The sequence below is a fragment of the Actinoallomurus acanthiterrae genome, from assembly GCF_054775715.1.
Map to the genome: position 1 here is coordinate 5194094 of NZ_BAAHCO010000001.1, position 15723 is coordinate 5209816.

The following is a 15723-nucleotide window of genomic DNA, read 5'->3' on the forward strand; positions in this document are numbered from 1 at the left end:
GGAGAACCCTGATGGTGACCACGCTGCCCGGCGCCGAGGAACTGGCCGCGCTGACGCGAGACACCGCCAAGCGCTGTGGTGTGGACGTGGACGCGCTCGGCGCCGAGGTCGCGACCACCTCGCCGATCAACGGCGGACGGCTGGCCGCCGCGACCTGGGTCGACGCGGGTGCCGTCGACGCCGCCGTCGCGCGGGCCGGGGAGGCGTTCCTCGCCTGGCGCCGCGTGCCCGCGCCCGTACGGGGTGCGCTGGTGAAACGGTTCGGCGAACTGCTCGCCGAGCACAAGGAGGACCTCGCCGCCCTGATCAGCCTGGAGGTCGGGAAGATCACATCTGAGGCGCTCGGCGAGGTCCAGGAGATGATCGACATCTGCGACTACGCGCTGGGCCTGTCCCGCCAGCTGTACGGGCGCACGATCAGCTCCGAGCGGCCCGGCCACCGCCTCATGGAGACCTGGCACCCGCTGGGCGTCGTCGGCGTGATCAGCGCGTTCAACTTCCCGGCGGCGGTGTGGGCGTGGAACACCGCGATCGCGCTGGTGTGCGGCGACCCGGTCGTGTGGAAGCCGTCGGAGCTCGCGCCGCTCACCGCCCTGGCGAGCGCGGCCCTGCTGGACCGGGCCGCGGCCGAACAGGGCGCGCCCGCACACCTGAGCCAGGTCGTCATCGGCGGCCCGGAGGTCGGCGAGGCGCTCGTGGACCACCCGGGCGTCGCCCTGGTCAGCGCCACCGGCTCGACCCGGATGGGCCGCGCGGTCGGGCCGCGCGTCGCGGCCCGCTTCGGGCGTTCCCTGCTGGAGCTCGGCGGGAACAACGCCGCCATCGTGTGCCCGTCGGCCGACCTGGACCTGACCGTACGCGGCATCGTGTTCTCGGCAGCGGGGACGGCGGGCCAGAGGTGCACGACGATGCGCCGTGTCATCGCCCACACAGACGTCATCGACACCCTCGTCGACCGTCTCGCCGAAGCGTACGGCCGGCTGCCCATCGGCAACCCCCTCAAACCGGGCACGCTGGTCGGGCCGCTCATCAACGAGCGCGCGTACGAGGCCATGCGGGGTGCGCTGGACGCCGCCGTCGCCCAGGGCGGGACGCTCGTGATCGGCGGCGGGCGCAGGCTCGCGGACCAGGCGCCGGGCGCCTACTACGCGGAACCGGCGCTGGTCCGGATGCCGGAGCAGACCGCGATCGTGGCCCAGGAGACGTTCGCGCCGATCCTGTACGTCATGCCGTACGAGCGTCTCGAGGAGGCCATCGCGCTCAACAACGCGGTGCCGCAGGGGCTGTCGTCCAGCATCTTCACCCGCGACCAGGCCGAGGCGGAGCTGTTCGTCTCGCCCGAGGGCTCCGACTGCGGGATCGTCAACGTCAACATCGGCACGTCCGGCGCCGAGATCGGCGGCGCCTTCGGCGGCGAGAAGGAGACCGGCGGCGGCCGCGAGTCCGGTTCGGACGCCTGGCGCGGCTACATGCGCCGCGCCACCAACACGATCAACTACTCCGGCGAGCTGCCCCTCGCCCAGGGCGTCGAGTTCGACGTATGAACCGCCGCGCCCGGACCGCCACGGCGGGCCGGGCGGTTTCCTGGCCGGGCGGAGAAGGCCTCGAATTCAACGTCGCCGATGGACTGGCCGTGGGCGGCCTCGCAGGGCTCACCGGTGAATCCCGAATGCCGGAAAGGGGCCAGGGTTGAGCTTCATGGTTCCGTGCTGCGAAAAGAAGTGACAGGTTAAGAGATAACGGTCAGGCCATAAATCGGCCGTGAAGCGTACTCGTCTAGTGCATGAGCGGCGACGCGCCTGTGAGGAGCGTCTGGGTTGCGTACGAGGTCGTCACGCTACGAGTGCTTTACATGCTGAAAAATCGGCCGAACCGATAGTGGATTGTCGTTCGCGTGCCCTAGACTCGGCTCCGCTGTGATCGTCGGGGAGGCGCTGTGTCCGAGTTCGTGTTGACCGTCGATGTCCCGCTCGGTCCGTTCGAAGGGGCACCCATCACGGTCTATGCGGCCAAGGGGAAAAGCGCGCGGCTCCATTCTGGGGAAACCTGTTCTTCCTTGCGGACCGATAACGTCCTGGCGCTGACGGTTCCGTTGGACTCAGTTGCGATCGGCCGCATGTGTCGGCAGTGTGCTGAGTGGGGAACATGGGCGCGGCCGGACACTGCGCTCGGGATCTTCCTCGCATCTCTTACCGGACTAGGGCTGCTCTACGAGCTCAACTCACATGGTGCTGGGGAAGCCGACGAGGAGTGGACCGAGCAGGAAGTGGAAGAGACGGCGGCGCTGCTCAGCCTCGGCGAATGGCCGTCGGAGGATGATGAGGACGACGAACGTTTTGCGGTTTTCGAGGCGGCTCGGTCTTTGCGTGACTCGATCTTCGCCCAATGGAGTCGAGCGGCGGAGAGTCTCCATCGGGCGCTCCATGGTGTCACTATGTACCCGTGGCTGGAAGATTGGGCTCGTGAGCGGCTGGAATCGAAGGCCGAACACGTCGAGATGCTGCGGAAGCAGGCAGCGCAGCTCGTACGGACTGAAGCTCTCGTGGTTGTCTCGGCCGTGTCCCAGTCGCCCGAACCCGACTTCCCCGCCGACGATCCGGCTTTCTGCGTTCTTGGAGATGTCGCCCGAGTGAAGTCGTTGCTCCAGCGGCTGTGGCGGCGCTGGCAGAACGCGGTCTCAGATGGATGGGTCGGTCCCGGAGAGCACGCTTTCCTCGCTTACGACCTCACGGAGGCGCTGGGGAACAGGCGCAAGGGACGGGACGATCTACTGGCCCGAGCGAAGGCGTTGATCTCCGCCTGGGTTAATGAGGCAGAGGCGAGGGTCGACAATGACGAGAATCAGCCTGGGGAGCTGGTTCTCGTGAACGTGCCGTCCGATGACGGCGAACGAGAGAGACCGGCCGATTTTCGAGACGAGCTCAGTCAGTGGGAACTCGGAGTCATCGCGTCGTACACGGTTAAGGCGGACTGGGGCGGACGTGCCATGTTGCTCCGTGTCCCGCGCGTGATCGCTACTCGGTTGCTCGAAGGGCGATCGGGTCTCTCCTGCTCGCCGTGCGCCGACTCAGACATCGAGCGGACCCGTGCCTCGCTGACCACTCGCGAGCCCGCAGAACCACTGCTTCCTGGAGTTCTCGACGACACACCAGTTTCCGAACGGCGCCCTGTCACGGTGGCGCATCTGCGCACACTCCGTGCGACACGTGGTTTCGTGGACCAACCCTATGTCGTCTTCTCTGCGGAGAGCGGAGTCGAGATCCTGTCGTTGACCGTTATTGAGAACCGATGTGCCGATGGATGGCGGGGCGTACTCATAGCAGGCGCTTCGGACCTGCCCGCGTCGTTGATGGACCCGTGGAGACAAAAGATCAACGCGTGTTCCGACTTGGCCGCCGACCAGGCGGAGGCCGGTCGGCGTCAAGTTTCCGATCATCCCGGGTTCGGCCACCGACTGGGAGTGGCTGCGGGAGAAGAGGTGCTCGCCTCCCTCTTGAGTTCACCTCGAACGGGTGACGCGGAACGAGATCGAGCGCTTCGTTGCCTCGCGATGGTGCGGAGCGTCGATGATCTACGCGATCTCGACGATGGACGTGATCGTACTTCGAGCGCTATTCCACGCAAGGTGTGGTATGCCGTGTTGGCTGCGGAGCATGTCGACTTGGCTCCATTCAGACCTGAAGATGCCATCGAACGCTGGGAGAGAGGAATCGGTGTGCCACTCGGCGTGCTGGCCGACGTACAGGTCTATACGACCAACGCGGACCCTGCGGTCGCCGGCAAAGGACATTCCCCCTACTGCGGTCACATACGCGACCGTGCCATCACATCTGATTATGATCGCATCGCCCTTGCTGATCTTCTCGCGCGAGACGACTTCGACTGGTGCGGCAAATGCGGTGGATACGCCGTTCGTCGGTTCACGGATGTCCAGTTGGACTACTACCGTTCGGCGCACCGGCTGTATGAGATCCATCAACGTCTGCACGGTAACCAGTCATGGTCTGAGCATCGACTTCCTGACGTCTCGACGATCACCTCCGAGCTAGAAGATCTCCGGAGGTGGCAACCCGGAGCGGCAAAGAGTTACTGGCGACGGGGAGCTGCTTGGCGATGGCGTGACCTTGTCACCGACCTCCAGAGGCGGGCCAAGCAACTCAGCGACGCTTATAGGGATGAGCAGCCAACGGGCGAAGTGATCCGGCTCCGTTGAATCCGTGTCGTTGAAGCTCGAACATCTCCTACCGGAACTCGCAATGAATAGGTCGTCCGTTCGATTCCGACAGGCGGCTCGTCTGTGACGTGGGCGTCTCTCCCTCAGAGAGGCGCCCTTCGTCGTTCTTGGTCTCATTCTCGGTCTCATTCGCCGTGAAGAGCGCGCGTCCGATGCGCTGGGCGGCGTCGTAGACGAGGGGCGAGGCGACGTGCGTGTAGCCGCAGGTGACGCGAAGTCGGAGTGACCCAAGATCTCCTGGACCACGACGAGGGCTACGCCTCGTCGCGGCCGTGCGGCGGGCGGCATATACGCGGTAGTGCGGGAGACCGGCGGCGCGGAGGAGATCCGCCAAGGCGTCCCAGTCTCGACGTGGACCGATCGGGCGGTTCCTCGCTGAGGACATGGGAATCACTCGCATCCTTGCGGAGAAAGCACACGCCGGCGTCCCCGTACGAATCTCGCTCGGCAACCCGGACAGCCCGCACGTTGCCGAACGCGGAGCTACCGAAGGCGTGGACGAGGCGATGGCAGCCAAGATCCGAAACAGCATCGTGCTATACCAATCTCTTCGAGACCTGGGCGGTGTCGGGCTACACCAGACGATCTTGTACGCATCGCTCTAACGCGTCGATGACGACGTCCTTGTCAACACGCACGACGGCGTCACGGCCTCTAATGCACCCGTCCTCCACGTTCGGAATGTCCAGCATGGGGGACATGGCCAGCACGTACGTAGATAGCTTCGAGCGAGTATGGCGGTCAGCCCAGCCCTTGGCATAACTGTGGACATGGCAGCGACTATGTAGAGAGCCGTGTTGGCGAACACGAACCTGTCAGCAGCATATTTCGGTCGCGGGCGATCGCTGGGCATGTAAGCAACTGGAACCATAAGTCCCCTGATAAGTCAGGCTGTACCTCACCAGGGCCCGTATTTCGGGCAGCCCTTATCGCCCTGCAAGGTAGATGCCCGTCGATCATCTTGCGAAAGCCAACCTGGATCAATCGGGCGGAACCGCATCGACCTTCCCATAGCAGTGCTCGGGCGGGTATGATCATATCTTTCGCGAACGATCAGGCTTTCCCCCGGTCTCGAACCTCCCAAGCAAGGTGTTGCGAATGTCCGATGAGTTCACTGAAAGCACACTTCCCAATGCGGTGCGGTGGCTTTTCGAGGCCAATGGATATGACATTGAAGGGCCGATCCACTACCACGGAGCAGAGATCGACCTCGTCGCAAGTAGCCGATCGGGACTGGGGCGCACGAACACTTATATCGAAGTCACGGTGCAGTATGTCGACACTAGTAAGTACGGAAAGGACCTAACGAAGCTAGAAATGTTTCGGAATGAGCCGGGTGCCCAGCGGCTGATTGTTTCGTCCAAGGGGTTCACTCCGGAAGTTAAGGAGCGTGCAAGTCAAGCGGGTATTCTAACTTTCACATACGACGACCTTTTTCGTAACTTTGAGAAGACGGCGCCATATGTTCAGCTCGTTCTCGGTGATTCCTCGGATCTGAGTCGGGACTTGAAACAGCTAAGTGAGGTTTACGAAGAGCCGCTGCTAAAAGATGCATACGGGAAACATGGGGCTACAAGATATATCACCGAATGGCGAAATGGTCAACATAGTGACAATCGATGGCTTGTGGTAGTAGGTGAGTACGGTACCGGTAAAACTGCGCTCACACAGATGCTTCTTCGGCGGTGGACTCAAAAGTACGCCGAAGGAACAGGTACACCCTTGCCATTTAGAATTGAACTACGCGACTTCAGTCGACAATTCGACGCACGCGGACTTCTTCATCATTTTCTCGATAGGAATGATCTCGGTCATTTGCCTATCGAGTTTGTGGAAAGCATGATCGCTAATGGTCGTGTCATTCTGCTCCTTGATGGCTATGATGAGATGGCCCAATACCTCAACGTGCGAGAGCGTAGAACTTGCCTCGAGGCTTTGGCGGAACTCGCTAGAGATGGCGCTAGAGGAATATTGACAAGTCGGCCGAATTATTTCACTGAGGCCGAAGAGCTCCGAGTATTCGATGTCCTTTACAAAAAGCTCACGCTAGGATCAAACGTCACAGAGATAGACCGGAAGGTGCTCGATCAGGAAAAGAAGGTCGATTCGCTGCTTGACGGGTTCGTCCTTCATCGGCAAGAACGCCAGTTGAATGACCTGACGCCCGAACAAACGAAGCAGCTTGTCGAACGGCATCTGTCAGACGATCCGGTAGGGGCAAAAACGGTAATAGGTATTCTTGATAGAGTGTTTAGGGCGGACAGCAAGGAACGCTCAATCTCTCTGTCGGGGAAGCCTGTCATTGTCAGCTATCTTTTGGAAGTTGTCGGAGAACTGAAGTCGGATGCCTCGGAGGCAATGTCCTCGCGCGAGCGATTTACGGAATGGCAAATCTTTGACCTTGTCTTGAATAAGCTTATGTTGCGAGATCATAATAGAACGCCAGAGCTGCTTCCCTCTGAACGTCGGAAGTTTCTCGGCGATCTTGCATTCTTTCTTACAGATAGGCGTCTTAGAGATATCGATGAGCATGCTTTCCGAGACTTCATCGTTCAAAAGTATGCTTACGTCATTAATCGACGACGCATGGGTGGAGAGATCGATGCCGTCGAAGCGCTGTTCGACGACCTTCGTTCCTCTTCAACTTTGACTCGGGTGGTAGTTCGCGAGAAGTATCATTGGCAGTTCTCGCATAACTCGCTACGCGAATTTCTGCTGGTAGAAAATCTCATTGAGGCGCATCTGAGCGGGAAGCCTCTTCAGGCTAGAATACCTATCACTGATTCTATGCGGCTATTTGCGGCTACTATGCCGATAGAACGCCGAAGCGAGGCGGTCCAAGAACTCGCCGCACGATGGAGGAATCGGGAGCTATACACAGGCCTTTCTCAAATACTATCTCTGCTATGGGATGGGCTCCTTGCCTTGCCTGGTATTAATAATGCTCGTGACGCGCTCACACGGATCGCGGGTCCTGGTCTTGACCTTCGGGGGACGGTAATCGAAGGCCTGGCCCTGGCTGGCAGTACGTCCATAGAGCATGACCTGTCGGGACTCCGGATGCGCGACTCGGAGTTTGTAGAGACTGATTTCCGTAACTGCGTACTCGATAGTACAGACTTTTCAAATTCTGTTTTCGATGGGTGTGTGTTTCGTAGCGTTCGTGCAGCGAAGGCGAATTTTTCGGGCGCACTGATGATTGACTGTGACATCAGTCAATTCGATTGCCTTGAAGGGGACTTTACGGATCTTTATGAGGGGTCTAACGCTCTGATTTCTGGAGAGAATGGCGTTGAAACGCTTGAGGGGTCGCAGCTTATCGGGTATCTCAAATATTGCGGCGCGAAGACCGATCCCATTGATCCATATTATGTGTACTCATATTCTCGAGACTTTGATATCCTTCTCAAGATATGCAGATATCTTATTGAGCAGACCTGGCGTCAAAGGCGAGGCATCGAACAACGCGGAGTCGCTGGGCGTAATGTTCCACTCGCTCGCCGCTTCGTCAAGTTTCTCATGCGCGAAGGTTTTGCCCAAGAGAAGAATAGCGCTCCAGATTTGATTGGTTGTACGCCCGACGGGCGAGCAGTGATCATAAGGTTCCTGGAAAGACAAGAAACGTCTGACGAGATGGCTGAGTTCATGCGGCAAGAATTGCTCAAGTGAGCAGATTTTCCTCATTGTTGCCGGTGACTCTCAACGGGTCTAAAGGTGGCCAATGTGGCCTCCAAACCTGGTCTCATTCTGCTCATCGTGTGCTGGGATGTGCTCGTGTCCGCCGAGGGTATGCCGTACGTCACATGAAGTCGTCGTTCTTGCCTCGGCGGATGTTGCTGAACTACTTGTACCGGAACTCGTAATGAATGGGACGTGGGTTCGACTCCGCGGCTTCCAAACCAAAGGGCTATCTCGCACGCGGGAGGTGGTGTGCCGGGAGCGTTCGACGTGTGACAGGAGGGTGCGACGGCGGGGCGGAAGTCAGCGGACCGCCGTCACGCTTTCGCGTTCGAGGAAGCGGGCGGCGATGACGGTGCGGCAGGCTCGGCGATCCGCGTCCACCGGGCGGCCCATCTGGGTGAAGAGCTGCTCGGCCGCCGCGCGGCCCATGTCGTACGACCTCTGCACGACGACCGAGATCCGGGGGCGTACGAGCGTGGTCCATTCCAGGTCGTCGAAGCCGAGCAGGGAGATCTCGGCGGGGATCGCGACGCTCCGCTCGGACAGGAGCTCGAATGCGCTCTTGGTCATGTAGCTGTCGGCGGTGAACAGCGCGGTCGGCGGGTGTTCGAGGTCGAGGATCGCCTCGACCGCGTGCTCGCGGCGCTTGGGCTCGTCGTGCGGGACCAGGGCGATGAGGTCGCGGTCCGCGTGGAGTCCCGCCGCGGACAGCGCCCGGAGGTAGCCCCGTACGCGCTCCAGCGACGGCCGGGAGGGGCCTGTGACGCTCGTCCGGACCTTGCCGATCCGGAGGGTAGGAGCCTCCGCCGGCTGCACCGAGCCGAGGAAGGCGATGCGGCGATGGCCGAGGCCGATGAGGTGGTCGATCGCGGCGGTGGTGGCCGCCTCGTTGTCGGCGACGACGCTGTCGATGCCGCTGTCGCTGAGCTGGCGGTCGAGCGAGACGACGGGGACGCCGGCCCGCGTGGCGGCGTCGATGTGGGCGTGTTCGCGCACCGAAGCCGGGGTGATGACGATGCCGTCGACCTTGTGCGACAGTAGGACGCGGGTGGCCTGCTGTTCCTGGTTCAGCCGGTCGTCGGTGTTCATGACGATGACCTGGGAGCCCTCGCGGAGTGCGACGTCGCAGATGCCGCGCATGGCGCTGGAGAAGAAGGCGTCGGAGATGTCGGCGCAGACGAAGCCGATGACGTCGGACTTGCCGCTGCGCATCGTGCGGGCGATGCGGTCGGGCTCGTAGCCGAGTTCCCGGACCGCCTGGTTGACCCGCTCGATGATGTCCTGGCTGGAGTAGCCGTATCCGCCGAGCACCCGGGAGGCGCTGGCCCGGGAGACGCCGGCGCGTTTCGCGACGTCGTTGATGTTCGGCCGCGACCGCGTGGAGCGTTCCCGGGGTCCGGGGTCAGTCGCCACGATGAGTTCCTTCTTCGTACGGGCGGAGGCGGCGTGCTCACCTCCAGGATCAGGCCGTTCGACCCTAATGCCTGCTCGGGCGGGGTCACGGCCGCCCACGCCCGGAGAGCGCCGTCAGGTCGGGGCTGATCGGCCTGGGGTGTCCGAAGGCGCCGGGGGAGGCGCAGGCCCGGGCGGCGTGCGCGCAGGCGCGCCGGAGGGTCTCCCGTGGTCCGAGGCCGGAGGTCAGGCCGGTGAGGACATGAGCGATGAAGGTGTCTCCGGCGCCCAGCGTGTCGACGACGTCGACCGGTACGGCCGGTTCGCCGAGCAGTTCGTCGCCGTCGAAGAGCAGTGCGCCCGCCCCGCCGCGCGTCGCCACGGCCACCCGCGCGCCCCGGGCGCGGGCCCAGCGCAGGAGGTCGCGGGTCTCGGCCTCGCTCAGGTGGGCGGCCGAGAAGAAGGCGTAGGTAACAAGGGGAATGACCTGGGCGGCGTAGTCGTCGCCGGTGTGCGAGTCGAAGTCGAACGAGAGGGGCAGGAGCTCCGCCACGGCCGGGAGCTGCTGCTCCAACTGCGCCGAGTAGCTCGAGTGCGCCAGGTCGTGGGCCGCGACGAACGCCAGGTCATCGTCGTCGAGCCGGAACCGCGCCACCCCCCGGTCGAACGGCCCGAAAGTACGCTCGCCGCCGACGGTCACGACCGTCGCGTAACCGGTCGGCCCGTCCGGACGGCGCAGCCGCGAGACGTCGACGCCTTCCGCCTCGAGGGCCGCGGCGAGCTGGTCGCCGCGCTCGTCCCGGCCGGCCGATCCGACGTAGGAGGCCCGGGCCCCGGCCCGCGCAGTGTGGACGGCGACGTTCACGCAGTTGCCGCCCGGGTACATCTGCCCGGTCTCCGGATAGCAGTCGATGATGTTGTCACCGACGGCGGCGAGGCGCATCAGTACTCGACCTTCCACATGTACCGGCGGTCGGTCAGCGGGCGGCCCGAGAACGCCTCGAAGTGCTGGGCCAGCCGCGCGGTGACCGCGCTCGCCATGACGAACGACCCGACGACGGCGCGCAGGTCCGCCGGAACACCCGGCAGCGACAGGGAGGCGGCGTCGATGACGTGGTTGCGGTTGTTGTAGCGCTCCAGGAAGGCGATGGCGCGCTGTCCCATCGGGCGCGTGTCGTCCTCGCCGAGCAGCACGATCACCGGCACGTCGCCGTCGACGACCTCGAAGGCGCCGTGCAGGAACTCGCCCGAGCCCGAGGCGACCGCGTGCTTGGTCTGCATCTCCTGCAGGTAGCAGGCGGCGAAGGTCTGGGCCGCGCCTTCCAGGGGGCCGGAGCCGAGGACGTACACGCACGGCTCGTCCACGAACGCCGCCGCGATCTCCCGCAACTGGTCGTCCAGTTCGCGCACGGCGGTCTCGAACGCCTCCGCGCACCCCCGGAAGACGGCCACCGCCTCGTCGTAGTCGTCGGCGACGCCCTGCGCCTTCAGAAGGGCGTACGCCACGAGCCCCTGGAGCACCTGCTTGGCCTCGACACTGCGGTGCGGCACGAGGTCCGCCGCCTCCCTGGCGACGACGCTCTCCGGGTCCTTGGTGACCAGCAGCACCGGCGCCCCGGCCTCCCGGGCGAAGCGGACGGCCCGCGCCGTCTCGGCCGTGCCGCCGTTTGTGCTGGCGGCGATCACGATGGAGTCGGGCCCCAGAGCGGACGGCCTGCGCAGCATGAACTCGTCCGCGTTCAGCGCCAGCGTCGGAATCGGGGACCGCTCCAGGATGAAGCGCATCGTTCCGAACATGAACAACGAGCCGCCACAGCCCACGAGGTAGATCACCCGAGTCGTCGGCCGGAGCGCCCGCTCGACGAAGGCGGTGACCTGTGCCTCGATCTCGGGCGTGACCGCCGCGTCGAGATCGGCACGGAAGGTCTCGGGGATCCGGCCGAGGGGACGGGCCGGCTGACGTACCAGGCTCACTGAAAGCTCCGATGTGAGAACGATCTCAGAATCGCGATGATGATGCCCCTCGGCTGACCAGCACGTCAAGTACCCTTGGCCGGTGTTCTCGCCCCAAGGCCCGTCTCTGCGCGAACTGGCGATCCAGGCGCTGTCCTCGGTCGAGCGCGGCTACGACCTGCTCGCTCCGAAGTTCGACCGCACGCCTTTTCGCACCCCCGAGAGCGTTCTCGACGCGACCGCCGACGCGCTGCGCCCGCTCGCGCCGTTCGACCGGGGGCTGGACGTGTGCTGCGGTACCGGCGCGGGCATGCGGGTCCTCGAACCCCTGTGCCGCGGGCAGATCACGGGCGTCGACTTCAGCGCCGGCATGCTCGCGCAGGGGCGGAGCGCACACCCGGACGCCGAGTGGATACGAGCCGACGTACGGGCCCTGCCCTTCGCCGAGGGCTTCGACCTGGCGGTCAGCTTCGGAGCGCTCGGGCACTTCCTGCCCGCCGAACGACCCGCGCTGTTCGCCGGGGTGTACCGCGCGCTGCGGCCCGGCGGGCTCTTCGCCTTCCCGATCGGCGCACCGCCACCCCTCACCTCGGGCTGGTACTGGGCGTCGCTCGGATTCGACCTGGCCATGCGTGTCCGCAACGCCGTGTGGCGTCCCCGCTTCGTCATGTACTACCGCACCTGCCCGCTGCACGCGGTCCGCGACGACCTGACGGCGGCCGGATTCACGGTGACGACGGTCCCCTTGGCGGCTCTGGGCCCGCGCGAGGACGGCAGCCCGCGGTTCCGGCTCGTCCTCGCGCGCAAAGCCGGCACGCCGGGTTCAGGGGATCAGGACGACGATCTGTAGTCCGTGTGAGCGCGACGCCGCGGTGAGCGCCGCCGCGGGGTCGTCGAGCCCGACGACCGTGACGTCGAGCGCCGAGAGGTCGATGACGCCGCGGCGGATCATCGACCACAGCTCGGACACGGTCGTGTCGCGGCACATCCATGACCCGCGCAGCGTCAGCCGGCGGTGCATGAAGTCGCCGTACGGGATCGGCAGATCCTGCCGTACCCCGCCGACGAGCGTCCAGGTCCCATCGGGGCGTATCGCGTCGAATCCGGCCATCGTCGGGTCCGGGCTCGGCACCGCCCCGAGTGTGTCGACGACCGCGTCGACCGGTCCGACGGCCGCCGCGATCGCCCGCCCGTCGACTCCGCGGTCGCCGGTGAGCGGTACGGGCACCACCCGTGGGTCGAGTCCGGCGAGCGCGTCGAGCGAGCCGCGGTTGCGGCCGACCGCGACGATCGCCGCCGCGCCACGGGCGAGTGCGACGAGCACCGCCGCCGTGCCGAGCTGACCGGTCGCGCCGACGACGGCGACGGTGTGCCCCGCGCGCACCTCGGCGCGGTCGATCGCCTCCGCCGCGATGCCGAGCCACGGCAGGAACGCCAGCCGTTCGGCCGGGTACGCTTCCGCGCCGGGCAGCGCGACGAGCGTTCGCTCCGGCTGTACCGCCCGCTCGGCGTACAGTCCGTCGCGCCACACGTCGCGCATGCGGTCGGTGGTCGGGGTCGCGCGGCCGTCGCCGCCGATGCCGGTCCAGCTCAGCAGCGCCTCCTCCGGGCAGGCCACGCGTCCGGACCGGAAGAGCCCGGTGGCCACGACCACGTCGCCCTGCCGTACCCCGAAGACGTCGTCGGCCGTCGCCGTCACGCGGCCGATTCCGGCGGCGCCGAGCACGATGGGCGTGGGGAACCCGCCGCGTCCGCCCGCCACGAGGACGTCGGTGTAGGCGGGGATCTGCGCGGCGAGGACGTCGAGGGTCGCGCCACCGCCGCGCAGGCGGGGGTCGGGCAGCTCGACGAGGTGCAGGCCGCTGTCGGGTGTGATCATTTGCCATGCCTTCATGGCCACCGAGTTCACACGCGGCGCGGCGTGGTATCCAGAGCCGTGTGGTCGTGGAACGGGGAGTACCAGGATGAGCGGTGAGAAGGAGGGCACGGCGGCGCTTGCGCGGCGGCGGGAGCTCGGAGCGTTTCTGCGGGCCCGGCGTGAGGGGACCAGCCCGGCCGAAGTAGGTTTGCCGGGTTCGTCCCGGCGGCGTACGCCCGGCCTGCGGCGGGAGGAACTCGCCGTCCTCGCCGGCGTGAGCACCACCTGGTACGCGTACCTCGAGCAGGGACGGGACGTGCACCCGTCCGACCAGGTGCTCACGGCGATCGCGAACGCCCTGCGGCTCACCGAGGAGGAGCGCGCTCACCTGCGGGCACTGGCCGGCGGGACCGTCGCCAGGGAGTGCGGCGAGACCGTGACGGCCGAGGTCGCCGCGATCCCCGCACTCCTCGAGCCCGCTCCGGCCTACATCACCGGAGTCACCACCGACCTGCTCGTCTGGAACGACGCGGCGGCCGAACTGCTCCCCGGGCTCACCCACGCACCGGACACCGCCCGGCCGAATCTGGCGCGGTGGGTGTTTCTCCGCCCCGAGGCCCGGGACGTGCTCGTCGACTGGACGACCGTGGCCCAGTCCGTGCTGGCGCGGCTACGGGCGAACGCGGGACGGCACCCTGGCGACGAGCGATTCACCCGGCTCGCCGCCCAACTTCGCGCGGGCAGTGCCGAAGCCGACGCGTGGTGGCCCCGGTACGACATCGCGACGAACCGCTCCGGCAGCAAACACGTCCGGCATCCCTCCCGCGGCGAGCTGACACTCCGCCACGCGGCGTTCAGCGTCGCCGACGCACCCGAGCAGATTCTGGTCGTCTACTCGCCGTCGATCCGCTGAGGGCGGTGCCGCGCCATCCGCCGGCGCGGTCCAGGCCGCGTGGGCTCATTCCGCGAGGCTCGACAGGTGGCTCTCCCTGAGCAGGGCCTTGTGGATCTTCCCGACGGGGGTCAGCGGCACGTCGGCGGTGACGACGAACTGGCGCGGCACCTTGTAGTCGGCCAGCCGCTCCCGGCAGTAGGCGGTCAGCTCCTCCGCCGTGGGCGGCTCGGCTCCCGGCCGCGGTACGACGTAGAAGCGGCCGACCTCGCCGAGCACCCCGTCGGGCACGCCGATCCCGGCGGCCATCGCGACCTTCGGGTGCGTGGTCAGGACGTTCTCGATCTCCACCGGGTAGACGTTGAAGCCGCCCTGGATGTACATCTCCTTCTTGCGGCCGCGCAGCACCAGGTGCCCGTCCGGCTCCATGGCGACCATGTCCCCGGTGGCCAGCCAGCCGTCCGGCAGGAAGACCTCGGAGGTCTCCTCGGGCATGTCCCAGTAGCCGGCGGTCACGCAGTCGCCGCGGACCTGGAGCTCGCCGGTCTGGCCCGGCGGGAGGACGACCTCGCCCGGCCCGACGACCCGGGCGTCGAAGTCGCCGATCATCACGCCCAGCGTGCTCGCGACCGTCTCGGGATCGTCGTCCGGCCGCGAGATGACGCACGCTCCGGAGGACTCCGAGAGCCCGTACAACCCGTACAGCCGTGCCCCCGGGAAGCCCCGGCGGATCGCGCCGGCCAGCGCCGGCTCCACGTTCGACCCGCCCGCCAGGCAGACGCGCACCGACGAGACGTCGTGGTCGGCGAAGTCCTCCCGTCCGAGCATCAGCACGTACATCGTCGGCACCGCGCCCAGGAAGGTCACCCGGTGGCGCTCGATCGCGCGCAGCGCCGCCTGCGGGCCGAAGGCGGGCAGCAGCGCCACCGATCCGCCGCTGACCAGCGCGGCCATGAGCGTGCAGGTGATGCCGGCGACGTGGTTGAACGGCAGGTGCCCGAGCAGGACGTCGCCGTCGCTCATCCCGCAGTGGTCCGCCTGCGCCGCCGCCGAGGCGAGGATGCCGCGATGGGTGATCACCGCGCCCTTGGGGCGCCCGGTCGTCCCCGAGGTGTAGAGGATCATCAGCGGGTCCTCGGGGACCACCGTCGGGCGTACGGCCGCCAGCACGGCCGCGTCGGCCGGTGTCGCGGCGAGCTCGTCGAACGAGGCGCTGCCCGCGAAGCCGCTGCCGAAGAACACGTAGTCGCCGAGGTGGGGCAGCCGCTGCCGGAAGCCCTCGAAGAACGCCGCGAAGTCGAAGTCGGGCGTGCGGTCGAGGCAGATGACCATCCGGGCGCCGCTCTGGCCGAGCATGTACGACAGCTCCCGTTTCCGGTAGCGCACGTTGAGCGGGACGACGATCGCGCCGATCCGCGCCGCGCCGAAGAACGCGGCCAGCCACTCCGGCGTGTTCAGGCCGAGCAGCCCGATCCGGTCGCCGCGCCGGATCCCGCGGGCCAGCAGCCCGCACGCGACCCGGTCGGTCAGCTCGTCGAACTCGGCGAACGTGATCGCGTCGTCGCCGTCGTACAGGAACGCCTTGCTCCGTACCGCCGCGTCCTGGAGTACGGCCCCGACGGTCATCGCCCGCATGGTGCTCCTCTTCGACCGATCTCACGCAACGAACACTGATCGGGGACGGTCTGCCAACGCCTCACGGTTATGTCACCT

10 protein-coding genes are annotated in these 15723 nt (G+C 65.9%); 5 read left to right on the top strand and 5 right to left on the bottom strand.

Features of this window, described 5'->3' with window-relative positions:
- The first annotated feature begins 11 nt into the window (after positions 1–11).
- The 3 genes from amaB to ACYVF7_RS24720 all read left to right on the top strand — a co-directional run bounded on the left by amaB (position 12) and on the right by ACYVF7_RS24720 (position 7903).
- Complete coding sequence (gene amaB, locus ACYVF7_RS24710; RefSeq protein ID WP_460345088.1) at positions 12–1544, top strand: L-piperidine-6-carboxylate dehydrogenase; 1533 nt, start codon at positions 12–14, stop codon at positions 1542–1544.
- A 392-nt stretch (positions 1545–1936) separates the two neighbouring features.
- Positions 1937–4213, top strand: coding sequence for a hypothetical protein (locus ACYVF7_RS24715; protein ID WP_460345090.1), 2277 nt, complete (start codon positions 1937–1939; stop codon positions 4211–4213).
- A gap of 1119 nt (positions 4214–5332) precedes the next feature.
- Positions 5333–7903, top strand: a complete 2571-nt coding sequence (locus ACYVF7_RS24720) for an NACHT domain-containing protein (RefSeq protein ID WP_460345093.1) — start codon at positions 5333–5335, stop codon at positions 7901–7903.
- A 312-nt stretch (positions 7904–8215) separates the two neighbouring features.
- Here the strand turns inward: ACYVF7_RS24720 and ACYVF7_RS24725 are convergent, their stop codons facing one another.
- The 3 genes from ACYVF7_RS24725 to ACYVF7_RS24735 form a co-directional block, all read right to left on the bottom strand.
- Positions 8216–9328 (bottom strand): LacI family DNA-binding transcriptional regulator, encoded by a 1113-nt coding sequence (locus tag ACYVF7_RS24725; RefSeq protein ID WP_460345096.1) that lies wholly within the window; start codon positions 9326–9328, stop codon positions 8216–8218.
- Positions 9329–9413: 85 nt separating this feature from the next.
- A complete protein-coding gene (locus ACYVF7_RS24730; protein ID WP_460345099.1) occupies positions 9414–10250 on the bottom strand; it encodes a PfkB family carbohydrate kinase in 837 nt (278 codons plus the stop codon).
- Positions 10250–11281 carry an SIS domain-containing protein gene (locus ACYVF7_RS24735; RefSeq protein WP_460345102.1) on the bottom strand — a complete coding sequence of 344 codons (1032 nt, stop codon included), beginning with the start codon at positions 11279–11281 and terminating at the stop codon, positions 10250–10252. Before ACYVF7_RS24735 ends, ACYVF7_RS24730 begins: the two co-directional genes overlap by 1 nt.
- An 82-nt stretch (positions 11282–11363) precedes the next feature.
- Between ACYVF7_RS24735 and ACYVF7_RS24740 the strand changes: the two genes are divergently transcribed.
- Positions 11364–12110: a class I SAM-dependent methyltransferase gene (locus tag ACYVF7_RS24740; protein WP_460345105.1), complete on the top strand. Its 747-nt coding sequence runs from the start codon at positions 11364–11366 to the stop codon at positions 12108–12110.
- On the opposite strand, the gene ACYVF7_RS24745 is transcribed toward ACYVF7_RS24740, so the two are convergent.
- Entirely contained in the window at positions 12084–13139 is a 1056-nt protein-coding gene (locus tag ACYVF7_RS24745) for a zinc-binding dehydrogenase (RefSeq protein WP_460345108.1), read from the bottom strand. The two genes, ACYVF7_RS24740 and ACYVF7_RS24745, sit on opposite strands and share 27 nt — an antisense overlap.
- An 85-nt stretch (positions 13140–13224) precedes the next feature.
- Between ACYVF7_RS24745 and ACYVF7_RS24750 the strand changes: the two genes are divergently transcribed.
- The gene (locus ACYVF7_RS24750) at positions 13225–14031 is read left to right on the top strand and encodes a helix-turn-helix transcriptional regulator (protein WP_460345111.1); all 807 of its coding nucleotides are present in this window, start codon (positions 13225–13227) and stop codon (positions 14029–14031) included.
- A gap of 45 nt (positions 14032–14076) precedes the next feature.
- On the opposite strand, the gene ACYVF7_RS24755 is transcribed toward ACYVF7_RS24750, so the two are convergent.
- A complete protein-coding gene (locus ACYVF7_RS24755; protein ID WP_460345114.1) occupies positions 14077–15645 on the bottom strand; it encodes a class I adenylate-forming enzyme family protein in 1569 nt (522 codons plus the stop codon).
- Positions 15646–15723 lie beyond the last annotated feature (78 nt).